This is a genomic window from Paenibacillus sp. FSL E2-0178 (genome assembly GCF_038593005.1).
GTDB lineage: Bacteria > Bacillota > Bacilli > Paenibacillales > Paenibacillaceae > Paenibacillus_AQ > Paenibacillus_AQ phytohabitans.
The window spans coordinates 4,295,605-4,309,682 of the sequence record NZ_CP151953.1; the positions used below are offsets into that span (position 1 = coordinate 4,295,605).

Below are 14,078 nucleotides of genomic sequence, written 5' to 3' on the forward strand. Positions count from 1 at the left end.
TCAAAAAAAGAAGCATGCGCAATAGCAATCATTACGCATGCTTAATTGTTACTCCGCTTACTCTGCGCTCAAAAGTGTGGCCGTATCCGGCTCATCGCCGAACCATTCTTTGTAGATTTCCGCATATTTGCCGTTCTCGATGATCTTCTTGATCGCCGGGTCCAGCTTGGCTTTCCACTCACTGCCCTTAGGATAGAGGATACCGTAATATTCGGAACCGAAGTTCTCCTTGTCGATGATACCGGTCAGCTTCTCATTCGGATTGTTCTTGATGTATTCGTTCACGATGGCGATATCCGCAACCACCGCATCCGCTCCGCCGCCGTTCAGCTCCATCAGGGCGACCGCATTGCTGTCATAACGCTTCAGGTTGCCGTTGTCGATCCCCATAATGCCGCTCATGAGATCATCCGCAGTTGTTGCTGCCTGTACGGCCACTTTCTTGTCCTTCAAATCAAGAGCAGACTTGATATCGCTGCCTTCCTTAACCATGATCATGTTCGTGGATTCGAAATAAGGAATGGAGTAATCATAGGTTTCCTTGCGCTCATCTGTAATGGATACCGAAGATAGCCCCGCCTGATATTCAGTGCCTTGCTGAACACTGGTCAGCATCGTATCCCAGCCTGTGTTGGTCACGGTGTAATCAATACCCGCTTCCTCCATAACCGCCTTAATGAAATCAATGTCAAAACCCTTGATAGTGTCTGTATCCATATACTCCATAGGTGCATAACTGGCATCGCTGGCGAACTTGATGCTCTCTCCGGCTGCATTGCCGCTGCCTGCGTTATTATCCGAACCACAGCCGACCATTGCCAGGACCAGGAATGCCACCATACCTGACATTGCCCATTTTTTTCTGATTCCCATGCTCCAATCCCCCTACTTATTTATAAAATAACTTAAAGAGATTTTATCAGATTAAAGCGATGATGACAATTAACTTTTCCTCCAAATGTTATATAACATGACATAATATCGATGTATTGTAACATTTACAGTCACCTAATCTTAGAATTCAGGTCTATCTTCATATAAAAAGCAGCCAGGAGGCTGTCCGGAGAGTGATATCCCCGGCTGCGTCCTGGCTGCTTGCTATCATAACTGTTATTCAATTCATTCATTTCCAATTAGAACGTCAGGTCCCCGTCATATGAAGCAATCAGCCGGTACAGCTCCGGACGGCGGTCGCGGAAGATTCCCCATTCGATCCGGCCAACCTCAAGCGCATCAAGATCAAATTCACTGACCAATACACCCTGCTCATCGCGTCCGGCTTCGGCAATCTTGTTGCCCTGCGGGCCGGCAATGAACGAAGAGCCGTAGAAGTTAATGCTGGAATCCTCGTCAATCTCCTCACCGATCCGGTTGGAGGCGACGACAGGAATCAGGTTAGCGGCTGCATGACCCAGCATGCAGGTCTGCCAGTGATCCTTGGAATCGATCGAGCCGTCCTGCGGCTCCGAGCCGATAGCTGTAGGGTAGAACAGAATTTCCGCCCCCATCAGACTCATTACCCGCGCTGCTTCCGGATACCATTGATCCCAGCAGACGCCGACGCCGATTTTGGCATAACGGGTATTCCACACCTTGAAGCCGGTATCGCCCGGGTTGAAGTAGAACTTCTCTTCATAGCCGGGGCCGTCAGGAATATGACTCTTGCGGTATTTGCCCATCACCGTTCCATCGGCATCAATCACGGCCAGCGAGTTATAACGCGCGTAGTTCTTTTTCTCATAAAAACTGATCGGCAGCACCACTTCGAGTTCTTTGGCTATCGCCTTGAAATGGTTCACAGCCTTGTTGTGCTCAAGCTCGGTGGCATAGGCGTAATAATCGGATTTCTCCTTCTGGCAGAAATACGGTGTCTCAAACAGCTCCTGCAGCAGAATAATCTGCGCGCCCTGGGCTGCCGCTTCTCTGACCAGCGTCTCGGCCTTGCGGATATTCTCATCAATGTCGCCGGAACAGCTCATTTGTGTTGCGGCTACTTTTACTTTTCTCACGGTTGTTCCTCCCATTATGAACTTTAAATCCCCATCCGGGCGAAGTGTAACTGCGGTGAATATTTGGACTTCCGGCCGCTTTCGCTCCTTCCAGTCCCAAAATTCCCCTCCGTTACTTTTGCCCTTTATGTTGTTAGTAAGTTCAACTTCAAGTTACAGCTTAGTTCACAGCAGGCATTTGCTGCGTGGTGCAGTGCACGTTTCCGCCTTCACCAATTACGGCCATTCCGTTCACTGTGCGGATTCTGCGTTCCGGGAACAGTCCGGCAAGCGTCTCTTCAGCAAGCCTGTCTGTCTCTGCCGCCGTACCGCCGAATACCGGCAGGATAATCCCGCCGTTCACGAAATAGAAATTCAGATAGCTCAGGGTCAACCGGCTGCCTTCATAATCTACACGGGGCGGCTGCTGAATGCGGATGATCTCCAGCTTCCGTCCCTTGGCATCGGTAGCCTGCTCCAGAATACGCAGGTTCTCCTCCGAAATGGCATAGTTCTCATCCTGCGGGTCCCCGCAGACCTGGATGATGACCTTGCCCGGCGCAGCGAAGCAGGCGATGTTATCGACATGACCGTCCGTCTCGTCTCCGCTGAGGCCGCGCTTCAGCCAGATGATCGACTCAGTTCCCGTATATCGCTTCACTAAGCCGGCAATCTCTTCCCGGTCCAGCTCAGGATTGCGGTTCGTGTTCAGCAGGCATTCTTCGGTAGTCAGCAGTGTGCCTTCGCCGTCGGTATGAATTGACCCGCCCTCCATGACAAGCGGTGCATCATAGCTGCTGATCTCCAGCTGCTCCAGAATTTGCGGAGCTACCTTATCGTCAAGATCCCATGGCGAATATTTGCCGCCCCAGGCATTGAACTTCCAGTTCACACCGGCAAGCTTGCCTTCAGCATTCACCACAAAGGTCGGTCCGTTATCGCGCAGCCAGGCATCATTGTGCTTGATAGGCAGCAGCGTCACATTAGCTCCAAGTCCGAGCTGTTCTACCGTCTCCATATCATCAGGGTTCACAATCACTGTTACTGGCTCGAACTCGGCAATGGCTCTGATAATCTCGGCATAACCCGCACTTACCGCCGCATGGTTGTCCGGATATACCATAGAGTCCTGCACCGGCCAGGAGATGAAGGTCCGTTCATGCTGGGCCCATTCCGCCGGCATTGTATAGTTTAAATCTTTGGGATACGTCATTTAGTTACCTCTGCCGTTTATATTTGAAGCTGCCCTGTTAGCCGCAAGCTCCTCACCCATCATACAATAATATGCCTGTGTGCTCAATTGCCGGACCGCAATAATCCCCCTGGAAATATCCAGAGGGATTAGCGTTATGCTGCTATTTTACAGCGTAATATGCTTAATGACATTGCCCGCGAAATCCTTGATGCTGAATTCACCATTGTCCAGGATTCCGTAAGAATTGGGATTGTTCTCTTTGGGCAGGGAGATCGATCCGGGGTTAAGCACAACAATACCCTCCTTCACATCCGCCACCGGCAGATGCGTATGTCCCTGGATGAACACATCCTGCGGGGACAGCGCCGGCAAGTTATCGATGCTGAATCCATGCCCGTGCGTAGCGTAAATCTTCCGGCCCTCATGGAGAATCATTACGTAGTCGCCCATCATCGGGAACTGCAGCAGCATCTGGTCTACTTCAGCATCACAGTTACCTCTTACGGCAACCAGCGATTTACCATAAGCATTCAGCCTGTCAGCAACGCCCTGGGGATTATAACCCTCCGGCAGCGGATTTCTCGGCCCGTGATACAGGAAGTCTCCCAGAATAACCAGCGTGTGCGGCTGCTCCTCCTCCGCCTTGGCCAATGCCTGCTCCAGCCAGTGCAGCGACCCGTGAATATCGGAAATAAACATCAGTTTCATCTTTGTTCTTCCTCTCCGTTATATAGCTTTAGCTTAATGATGTCCGGGTAATTTTTTTGAAATCCCAGCCTCTGCTGCCACAGGAATTTTGGACAACCCACTGTTAGTGGTGGATTCCTACACGAAATACAACATTCTCCTCACAATATCGGGCGTAATCGGAAATTGTTGTACTAAATACAGCAACTCTCCTTCTCCAGGCGGGTTTGCGGGACAATTGCTGTATTTCATACAACAATCCACCCAAACACCCCGGTATCGCCCAATTAAAGTTGCAATACGTACAACAATTATGCCTATGCAATATGAACTTAAGAATCTCCGGTTCTGGTTCTGCCAGCAACGAATCAAACAGGAGGAATGGGGTAATTCCATGCATCCATTGTAAACGCCCCCGCCCGGTTAACGCAAAGCAAGACGCCCCGGCGGGGCGCCCTGCTGTTAACTCCGCTTACTCGTATATCTAAAAGCTCCTCATGGCAGGTTGGACGAGCCCATCAGGAAGCGGTCCACTTCACGGGCGGCCTGACGGCCCTCGTTAATGGCCCAGACCACAAGACTCTGGCCGCGCCGCATGTCGCCGGCCGTGAAGACACCCGCAACACTTGTTGCCTGTGTGCCGAATTCAGCCTTAACGTTGGAACGCTCGTCGCGCTCTACGCCGAGCTGTCCAAGTACCGTTTCCTCCGGTCCGGTGAAGCCCAGCGCCAGCAGCACCAGCTGCGCCTGGATAACCTCTTCACTGCCCGGCACTTCAACCGGCATCATACGGCCGTCCTCCGTACGCTTCCATTCAATGTGCACGGTGTGCAGCTCCTGCACATGTCCGTTCTCGTCGCCGGCGAAGCGCTTAGTGTTCACAAGATAGCGGCGCGGATCTTCTTCATATAGGGAAGCGGCCTCCTGCTGCCCGTAGTCCACCTTCAGCACCTTCGGCCACTCCGGCCAAGGATTGCCCGGCTGGCGGGTTAGCGGTGACTGCGGCATAATCTCGAGCTGGATAACGCTTCGACAACCATGGCGGATAGAGGTAGCTACACAGTCTGTACCTGTATCGCCTCCGCCGATAACAACAACATCCTTGCCCGCCGCCGACAGGTATTCGCCGTCAGCCAGCCCGGAATCCAGCAGGCTCTTAGTATTCAGGGTCAGGAACTCCATCGCCTGATGGATGCCCCGCAGCTCCCGGCCTTCCAGCGGAAGCTCCCGCGCCTTGGTAGATCCGCCGCAGAGAACTACGGCATCATACTCCTCCTGCAGCTGGGCTGCGGGGATATCCCTGCCGATCTCGGTCCGGGTTACGAAGGTAATCCCTTCCGCTGTCAGCAGATCCACCCGGCGCTGAACCTTCTTCTTATCCAGCTTCATGTTCGGAATGCCGTAGGTCAACAGACCGCCAATCCGGTCAGCCCGCTCATATACCGTCACCGTGTGTCCCGCCTTATTAAGCTGCGCTGCACACGCAAGCCCCGCTGGTCCGGAACCAATGACCGCAACCTTCTTGCCCGTACGGGTAAGCGGCGGCTCAGGTACAATCCAGCCTTCGGCAAAACCTCTATCTACAATCGACTTCTCAATGGATTTAATCGTTACCGGATCGCCGTTCTTCCCGACGGTACAAGCCCCTTCACAAGGCGAAGGGCAGACGCGTCCTGTAAATTCAGGGAAATTATTAGTCTTATGCAGCCGTTTCAGCGCAACCTGCCAATTACCGCGGTATACCATGTCATTCCATTCCGGAATCAGGTTATGCAGCGGGCAGCCGCTGGCCATTCCGCTCAGCAGACGTCCTACATGACAGAACGGTGTTCCGCAATCCATGCAGCGGGCACCTTGCTCCCGCAGCTGGTCTTCCTCCAGCGGCACCGAAAACTCATTCCAATTCTTAATCCGTTCCAAAGGCTCGCACTCCGCAGGCGTACGCCGCTGATATTCTAAAAATCCGGTTGCTTTACCCATTCCTGTCTCCTCCGAGTCTCTCTGATTGGCCGCCGAAACTATAAAAAGCGGCATTCATGCCCACATTTGGCTCCAAAAAGAAACCTACTCTTCTGTCGCCGGCCGTCATTCTGTCACTGTAAAGCAGCGAAGCAAGAGGCTGCACAGGGGTATGGAATCACCCCGGTACAGGCTCTTGCACGGTTGTAATAAGGGGAATAAATGCCTTCATATTAACATCTATCCGCTACGCGCGAACATGAGCAATGTCACCTTTTACAGCAAACGGTTCGGCACCGGAACTCAGGCTGCGTCTTTCCTCTTAAGAATATTGTAGGCAGAGCTGAATACCCCGAACAGAATCCCTGTTACAGGAAACACGATCCAGTTGATGTGCCACTGATCGTACACAAACCCGCTGACCAGAAAGACGCAGGTAACGAGTGGCCAGACGATGGAGGCTACTGCACCGATGACCCGGTCCTCTTCCTTCTTTTCTTTACTGAAATCCCCGGTCTTCAGCAGCATCTGATACGCTCCCCTGATGTTCCCGTAATAGACAAAGAGGAATACAGCTACAGCTACAATAGCCAGCAGAACCACAACTCCGTAAGAGGAGCCTGCGTCCCCAAAAGCCGAACCTACAAAAATAGCAACCGGCGACAATACGCACAAGCTGACTCCCATGATAAGCGACAGCATATAGGTTGCGGCAAAACCGGACTGCCTCTGCTGAATATCCGCTTCCAGATGGTAAGGCAGATGAAACCCGGACTCCAAATATTTATACTTTTCCATTCGCATGCCGCTGTAAATAAACATCGCAATAGCCGGAACCAGCAGAACTAACAGAAAGCCTACCCCGATCATGCTCATCGCATCCTCCGAAAAGACAGCTCTCATGAACCCGTTCTCCCCAAGACTCGCAATCAGAATGAGCAGACCGGCGCCCACCATAATCAGCCCTGTGCCAAGACCTATAAGCAGCCCTGATCTCCTTTTGGCAGCGATGAACTCCTCCGTCTCCATTTCAGTAAGCATCGGAACCAGCTCTTCCTTACGGACCTCCCCGATGCCCAGCTCGCTGATCAGCTCATCAATATTGCCGAATTCGGAAATGACGATACCTACCGCCTCATTCTCCGACTTCCCGTCATCCTTCAGCTCGTGATACTTCTCCTCCATGTTGCCAAGCAGCTCCTGCTTCAGCTTATACATCTGTTCCGTTCTGGGCAGAGAAGCGAACATATTGTTCAGATAACCTACGATTGTATCCAAGTTCATCACAGCTCCTTTATGAATTTGTTGATGACTTCTTGCGTGACTTGCCATTCCTCGCATTTGGCGCGGTAATAGGCCAGGCCCTGCGGGGTGATACGGTAATAAGTACGTCTTTTCCCAAAAGTCTCATCCAGATAAAATGAATCGATATATCCGTTCTTCTCCAGCCGGGTGAATGCGGAATAGAGCGTGGTTTCCTTCATAATGTATTTCTCTTCCGAAAGCTTCCGTATATTCTTGGAAATCTCATAGCCATAAGACTCCCCGTCCAGAAGCATGTAGAGGATCATCGTATCGTTGTATCCCCGGATAACGTCACTGCTGATCAATTGCCTGCCTCCTATACTTCATCTGTCGTAGTAATTAAGTTCATTGTAGCATAATTACTACGACAGATGAAGTAGTTTTTATCCCGGGAAAAGGTTTATTTATAACAGGCAAAAAAAACAGGCTGCAATGGCAGCCTGTTCTGTCTTTCAGGTATATTACAGCACGGCCAGTACAACCATTCCAATGCCTCTGGTCGCTAAAATTCCGTTGTCCAGCTGTCCCGCATGCTCCCCGCCGAACAGAACCGTCCATTCCCCCAGCATGGGCAGCTCAAGAACGGCTCCATCCGGATTGGCATTGTACAGGACGTAGAGATGCTGTGCGGAATCTCCCCCGGCATGATCTCTTAGCGAGAAGGCAACCGAATGCGCCGGAGACTCCTCGAAGACCAGATGGTCACGGATTTCATCGGCAGTCCGCAGCCGGAAGGCGGGACGTGCCGCACGCAGCGCAATCAGCCGCTTCATGTAATCTACAGATTCCGCATGGGCGGCGCAGCGTTCCCAGTCCAGCCAGTTATACTCCACTGGCGATTTATAGCTGTTCTCGATCCCGTCCTTGGTCCGCATGAACTCCTGCCCGGCATGGATGAAGGGAATCCCCTGGCTGGTCAGGATCATCGCTGAGGCCAAGTGGTGCATGGCGCGGCGCTGTTCATCCGTTATCCCTACGGTGGACAGCAGAAGCTTATCCCATAACGTGTGGTTGTCATGGCACTCCACATAGTTAACACTTTGCTGGGGCTCCTGGGCGTATTGCCCGAGTCCCGGCCCGTAGTAGATCCCTCCGGCAATCCCGGCCTTCACATTCCGTTCAAAGCCGCTACCGCCGCTAATGAAGCCTTTCTGGTCATGCAGAAAAATATTGCCTTTGACCGCATCGCGGTAACCGTCATTGAAATGTCCGATGCCCGGCAGCTCATTCGCATGGCGCTGGTTGGCGCGGAGATCCTCTGCCAGCTCCGTATCCATCACCCAGCCCTCCCCTATAGTCATCAGGGAAGGATCAAGCTCATCGAGCCGGCGGCGGATTTCTGTCATGGTGCCAATATCAAGCAAGCCCATCAGATCGAAGCGGAAGCCGTCGATATGATATTCCTCCGCCCAGTAGACTACCGACTCCACGATGAAACGTGACATCATCTTCCGTTCTGAAGCGGTGTCGTTACCGCAGCCGGAGCCGTTGGACAGCCGGCCGTCCTCTTTATAGCGCAGATAATAGCCGGGAACCAGCTTGGTAAAATTCACGCGGAACCCGTCATAGACATGATTGTAGACAACATCCATAATGACACGCAGGCCGCGGTCATGCAGCGCCTGTATCATAGTCTTCAGCTCCTTGATGCGCAGGCCCGGCACATAGGGGTCTGTAGCATAGGAGCCTTCAGGCACATTATAGTTCTTGGGATCATATCCCCAGTTATAATGCGGCTGATCCAGCCGGGTCTCATCCACGCTCTCCGTAGCATAATCGTAGACAGGGAGCAGCTGCACATGAGTCACCCCAAGGGCGGCAATATGGTCAAGGCCAGTCGGAATCCCTTCAGGGCCGCGAGTACCAGCTTCTGCCAGGCCTAAATATTGTCCTTTATGCGTAATCCCGCTGGCGGGATGCATTGACAGGTCGCGCAGATGAAGCTCATAGATCACCGCATCAACCGGATCATCCAGAGGCGGCTGCTCCTGCGTCCAATGCTCAGGATCTGTCTTACGCATATCAAGAATTGCACCTCTGTCACCATTCACACCGACAGCACGGGCGTAGGGATCTGCTGCTTCATTCCACAAATCGCCCAGCCGCACACGGTAGGTGTAGAATTTCCCGTTCAGATCACCGGGAACGGTGATTCTCCAGGTTCCCCGGACATCCCGGATCATAGGAATATGCTGTCCGGCTGCCTCCTGCCATGATTCATAGAGCACAAGCTCTGCCTCCTGGGCGGTAGGCGCCCATAAACAGAACGCCGAGCCGGTCACTGAATAGCTCAAGCCAAGATCGCTTCCGTCGTAGCTGAACAGTTCATCAAATTCCCGGTCAAACACGGATATACCGCTGGTAGCCGCCGGATCACCATAATAGATCGGCTCCTTCATTTCCTTTTGCACGGACAAGGCCCCCGCCTCCTTTACCCTTTATTAAAATATACGTCTGCTTATACTGGGAGTTACACTAAATCCATTCTTCATAAATGGAATTTTATCCTAGTCTTACGTTTTGTGCAAACGTTTGTATTATGCAGTACCGGAAGGCCGGACCTCTCTGCTGTCCCGTCATGCACTCCAGCCGGCAGGTTAGCCCTTCCTTATAGTGGTTAAGGTGCCTCTGAGGATTCCACTATGTTAAGTGCCACCATTGTAAGGATGGCCTGATTCGCTGGATATGAAATGCGCCGCTCCCGGCCGGGAATATACCCGCGGCCCGGATGCCGCACCCCATTATCATGGACAACCAGGGTACATGTGCCATCAGCGTTATCCTCATAACCGATTCCAAGCACCCAATGATAATCATAGACATAACTCCCCCGCCAGCGGAGGCTGAACCATTTATCAAATTTAAGCGCCACAGGCCGCGAGGCATCGATCTCGGCTTTGTATCTTGAGATATCATTAAATACGGATACCGTAAGCAGTCTGGAGCTATCCTTCCCGCGCGGAGCAGCATGGCTGATGTAGGCCCGGAGACCTTTGGCGAAGCTGCGCACACTCATTCCCCAAGGTGTTCCGCCATGATGAGTGTATATGTAATTGATATGTGCTGCCTTGGAATCAAAATGACTGGCCCCCGGAATAAACAGCCTGCCCATACGCGTGTGCCAATATTCCATAAGCGCGGCCATAGTTGCCGGACCGCAGGCTGAGGCGGGAGAGGCTACTCCCGCTTCCCACTGCGTATACGGTTCCGCCTTCAACTGCCGGCTGGACGGCTGTCCGCTCATAGGGATACCCTATTCCGGCAATGCTGCAATACGCGTTCAATATCTGTGGTCAGGTACGGCTTGCTGACAAAGTCATCCATACCGACCGAGAAGCAGCGTTCCCTGTCCTCATCCCTGGCATAGGCTGTCACTGCCGTGATATAAGGCTGATGATCCGGAGGAGCCTGCTGGCGGATTCTGGCCGTTGCCGTCAGGCCGCTCATCACCGGCATTTGCACATCCATAAATACAAGATCATACGGCTTGCGGAGCACAGCCTGCAGTGCCCCGCTGCCGTTGTCTACGAGGTCAGCAGTATATCCTCTTGTGCGGAGCATGGTCAGCAGCAGCTTCTGATTGACCGGATGATCCTCCGCGATCAGAATGCGCATAGGTCCGAATTTGGCAGCAGTTAGCCCCCCTTGCGCAGGAAGCAGTTCCCTGCCGTCAGCCTCATGCTCAAGGCCGCTTCCGGCTGATCCCCCTTGATCCGCCGGGGGAACCGGTACAGATACATGCTGATCGGAGTCAGCAGAATCGGCTGATTCCGCCCACCCTCCATCGGGATCGATATCAATATCTATAGGCAGTGTGAAGTAGAAATCCGAGCCTTCTCCTTCAACGCTCTCCACGGTGATCGCTCCGCCCATCAGCTCAACCAGCCGTTTGCAGATCGCGAGCCCCAGTCCGGTTCCCCCGTATTTGCGGTTGATGGACGGATGAAGCTGGGAGAAGGACTGGAACAACAGCGGCTGTTTCTCCGGCGGAATTCCGATTCCTGTATCCAGCACACTGAATTTCAATATCAGCTTCCTGCGGTCCCGGCAGTATTCCGTACCGAGATGGATAGAGACTTGGCCCTTCTCCGTGAATTTGACCGCATTGCTGACGAGGTTCACCAGTACCTGGCGCAGGCGGGCGGCATCGCCCATAATCAGCTCCGGCACATCAGGAGCCTTATGGCAGGAGAGTTCAATGCCCTTCTCCCGGGCTTTGGGCGCGAACAGCTCCGTTACGCTTTCAAGCAGTCCTTCCAGGCTGACCGGCTCATGAGTAAGCGTCATTTTACCGGCTTCTATTTTGCTGAAATCCAGAATTTCATTAAGAATATATAACAGGGACGCGCTGCTGTCGCTAATGATCTCAGCATAACCGCGCTGCTCCTCATCAAGCTCCGTCTCTGTGAGCAGATCTGTCATTCCCATAATTCCATTCATCGGTGTCCGCAGTTCATGGCTCATGATGGCGAGGAACTCCGATTTGGCCTGGTCTGCTTTCTCTGCCAGCTCCTTCGCTCTAATAATCTCCTTCTCATCGGTAATGTCACGGAAGACAACGACCGCTCCCTTGCGCTCGCCCTTGTCAAACAGAGGGGTAACCTGATATTCGGCCAGAAAGCTGGAGCCGTCCTTGCGCCACAGCACCGCATCCTTGCTCTGATGAGCTTCCCCTGCCCGCACCGCCCGCATCAGCGGAGATTCCTCCGGCCGGTAATGAATGCCGTCCAGCGCCGTCTGTTGAAGGTGATCCAGGTAAGGATGGCCCGTGATCTCTCCATATTCAAAGCCCAGCATCTGTGCCCCGGCGGGATTAATAAAGGTTACTTTCCCCTCGGTATCCAGACCGAATATTCCTTCGGAGACCGCATTCAGGATCAGAGTGTAGTCATTGCCCAGCTTCTCAATCTGCTCGGTGTAACGGATACGGTCCGTAATGTCGCGCGATATTCCATATACACCCACAACCTGCTTGTCCACAATAATAGGAATATTGATCGTGTTAATCTCCACCAGACGGCCATCCTTATGAATCAGCGTAAGGTCATAGCTCTGGGGAATGCCTTGAGTAGCCAGAGTGAAATGATGCATCGTCTTCCCGATGTCCTTGTCCGCCACGAGCGGTCCGAAGTAATTACCCAGCAATTCGTCCAGCGAGTATCCGCTAAGCTCCTCCAGATAGGGATTGGCCGTGAGATATTCACCCTGCAGATTCATGGAATATACCGCGGAAGGATTATATTCGAACAACGATTTATAGCGCTGCTCGCTCTCCTGCAGCTTCGAGTCGAACTCTTTGCGTTCTGTAATATTCCGTCCGACGGCAATAATCTCCACCGCTTGACCCTGATCATCAAAAATATAACGGCTGTTCGTCTCAAACCAGATGTAGCTGCCGTTCTTATGACGATAGCGGTAGGAAACCGGCCGGATAAACCCGGAGATTTCGCTTTCAGCCATAATCGCTCTCATCATCTCCAGATCATCCGGATGCAAATAATGATAAGCGCTGGTACCGATCATCTCTTCAGGCTCATAACCTAGTAATGATTGGCTGGCCGGTGAGCAGTACAGGAAGATGCTGTCCTTGATGGCGTGGCGGGAAATCAGATCGAGCGAATTCTCCGACATCAGGCGGTAATTGCGTTCGCTCTCCCGCAGCAGCCGCTCCATCTGCATCCGCTCGGTAATATCCTGCATCATGCCGATCAGCTGAACCGGCTGGCCGCCCGGTCCGAAGGTTACATCCCACTGGATGTGTACAGCCAGGATATCTCCATTCGGCAGAATCAGCCGGTAAGACGTGTCCCCGGACTCGCCCTTGATTACAGCACGCTCTACAGCAGCCTGCAGGAGAGAGAAATCCTCCGGATGAACCAGAGCCATGAAAGCTTCGTAATCCACATTGTCATTCCCGACAGCATTCTGCAGAATACGCCGCACCTCTTCCGAGAATGACAGCTTCCCCTTGGTCAAATCCCAGCCCCACGAGCCAATTCTGGCTACCCTCTGGGCGATGGCGAGCGCTTCCTCGCTCTGCTTACGCCGGGTCACATTACGCCCGATTCCCATAATTCGCGTAATTTCGCCGTTCTCGTCCCGGATTTCATGAAAAGACATCTCAAACCATAAATAATGCCCTTCCTTGTGACGCAGCCGGCGGCTGTAAGTATCATTCTTCAACAGGCCGTTGGAGCTGCTGATCCCGTCAAAATCATCCGGATGATAGAATTCTGCCCGGTTTCTTCCAACCATCTCCTCCGGCAGATATCCAATTTGCGGGAAGGAGGAGGGGGAAATAAAGCTTAACGTCCCGTCCGGAAGCGAGAAGGAAATCATGCTCTGATCATCTTTTATAAATAAGTTGTACAGATCGCGGCTGTCTACTGTCAGCTGGTCAGCAATCTTGCGGTCCGTAACATCCTGTGCATATACAATAATATTCCGGTCCATCCGGCCTGCTTCTGCCGGAACAAACGTAAGGGAGAGCCAGAACGGCCGCCCGCCGCTGCCCGGGAAACGCAGCTCTTTCACAAGGGGCTGCCCGTTGGTCTGCGACAGCTCCTTCATGATTTCGGGTAAAGAGAATCCCCGCTGCTCTTCCGGCCGGACCCGGCCTGTCCCGGATAAAGCGCCCGCGAGAAACTCCGGTTCACCGCAGCCAAGCATCGTGCAAAAAGCAGGGTTAACCATGACCCAGCGGTCTCCTTCAGAAGACAGCACAGCCATCCCCACTGGAGACATCAGGAATGCTTGATCCAGAATGGTACTATTCTCTGCCAAGTTATCCATTAAACAAGGCCTCCTTCATCTCGAGCCGGCGCTTCTGCAGACTCTCTGTTGTCTTCGCTTGTCCTTCTATATCTCACAGTATACGATAAGAGCAGCAGCGAATGAAACGTGCAGCCCCCATTGGATCAGGAAAATTTAAATTGTAAATATTG

General features: G+C 52.7%; 10 protein-coding genes. All 10 read right to left on the reverse strand.

Annotated elements, in window-relative coordinates; genetic code table 11:
• Window positions 1-57: 57 nt before the first annotated feature.
• Window positions 58-873, reverse strand: a complete 816-nt coding sequence (locus MHI42_RS18595) for a transporter substrate-binding domain-containing protein (RefSeq protein ID WP_081969796.1) — start codon at window positions 871-873, stop codon at window positions 58-60.
• Between the two features lie 260 nt (window positions 874-1,133).
• Window positions 1,134-2,009 carry an N-carbamoylputrescine amidase gene (gene aguB, locus MHI42_RS18600; protein ID WP_076243521.1) on the reverse strand — a complete coding sequence of 292 codons (876 nt, stop codon included), beginning with the start codon at window positions 2,007-2,009 and terminating at the stop codon, window positions 1,134-1,136.
• Between the two features lie 160 nt (window positions 2,010-2,169).
• Window positions 2,170-3,201 (reverse strand): agmatine deiminase family protein, encoded by a 1,032-nt coding sequence (locus MHI42_RS18605; RefSeq protein WP_342420303.1) that lies wholly within the window; start codon window positions 3,199-3,201, stop codon window positions 2,170-2,172.
• A 147-nt stretch (window positions 3,202-3,348) separates the two neighbouring features.
• Entirely contained in the window at window positions 3,349-3,891 is a 543-nt protein-coding gene (yfcE, locus tag MHI42_RS18610) for a phosphodiesterase (protein WP_042132974.1), read from the reverse strand.
• Between the two features lie 474 nt (window positions 3,892-4,365).
• Window positions 4,366-5,850, reverse strand: coding sequence for a glutamate synthase subunit beta (locus MHI42_RS18615; RefSeq protein ID WP_342420304.1), 1,485 nt, complete (start codon window positions 5,848-5,850; stop codon window positions 4,366-4,368).
• Between the two features lie 282 nt (window positions 5,851-6,132).
• A complete protein-coding gene (locus MHI42_RS18620) occupies window positions 6,133-7,107 on the reverse strand; it encodes a permease prefix domain 1-containing protein (protein ID WP_342420305.1) in 975 nt (324 codons plus the stop codon).
• 5 nt (window positions 7,108-7,112) lie between these two features.
• Window positions 7,113-7,439 (reverse strand): PadR family transcriptional regulator, encoded by a 327-nt coding sequence (locus tag MHI42_RS18625; RefSeq protein ID WP_042132969.1) that lies wholly within the window; start codon window positions 7,437-7,439, stop codon window positions 7,113-7,115.
• A 156-nt stretch (window positions 7,440-7,595) separates the two neighbouring features.
• Window positions 7,596-9,551, reverse strand: a complete 1,956-nt coding sequence (pulA, locus tag MHI42_RS18630) for a type I pullulanase (RefSeq protein WP_342420306.1) — start codon at window positions 9,549-9,551, stop codon at window positions 7,596-7,598.
• Window positions 9,552-9,751: 200 nt separating this feature from the next.
• On the reverse strand, window positions 9,752-10,378 hold the full coding sequence (locus MHI42_RS18635; RefSeq protein ID WP_342420307.1) for a C39 family peptidase: 627 nt from the start codon (window positions 10,376-10,378) through the stop codon (window positions 9,752-9,754).
• Window positions 10,375-13,926 (reverse strand): PAS domain S-box protein, encoded by a 3,552-nt coding sequence (locus MHI42_RS18640; protein ID WP_342420308.1) that lies wholly within the window; start codon window positions 13,924-13,926, stop codon window positions 10,375-10,377. Before MHI42_RS18640 ends, MHI42_RS18635 begins: the two co-directional genes overlap by 4 nt.
• Window positions 13,927-14,078 lie beyond the last annotated feature (152 nt).

Bases quoted from the DNA above. Each gene is read 5' to 3' on its own strand.
- yfcE (WP_042132974.1), bottom strand. From the start codon at position 3,891: ATGAAACTGATGTTTATTTCCGATATTCACGGGTCGCTGCACTGGCTG.
- MHI42_RS18605 (WP_342420303.1), bottom strand. From the start codon at position 3,201: ATGACGTATCCCAAAGATTTAAACTATACAATGCCGGCGGAATGGGCC.
- MHI42_RS18640 (WP_342420308.1), bottom strand. From the start codon at position 13,926: ATGGATAACTTGGCAGAGAATAGTACCATTCTGGATCAAGCATTCCTG.
- MHI42_RS18595 (WP_081969796.1), bottom strand. From the start codon at position 873: ATGGGAATCAGAAAAAAATGGGCAATGTCAGGTATGGTGGCATTCCTG.
- MHI42_RS18635 (WP_342420307.1), bottom strand. From the start codon at position 10,378: ATGAGCGGACAGCCGTCCAGCCGGCAGTTGAAGGCGGAACCGTATACG.
- MHI42_RS18615 (WP_342420304.1), bottom strand. From the start codon at position 5,850: ATGGGTAAAGCAACCGGATTTTTAGAATATCAGCGGCGTACGCCTGCG.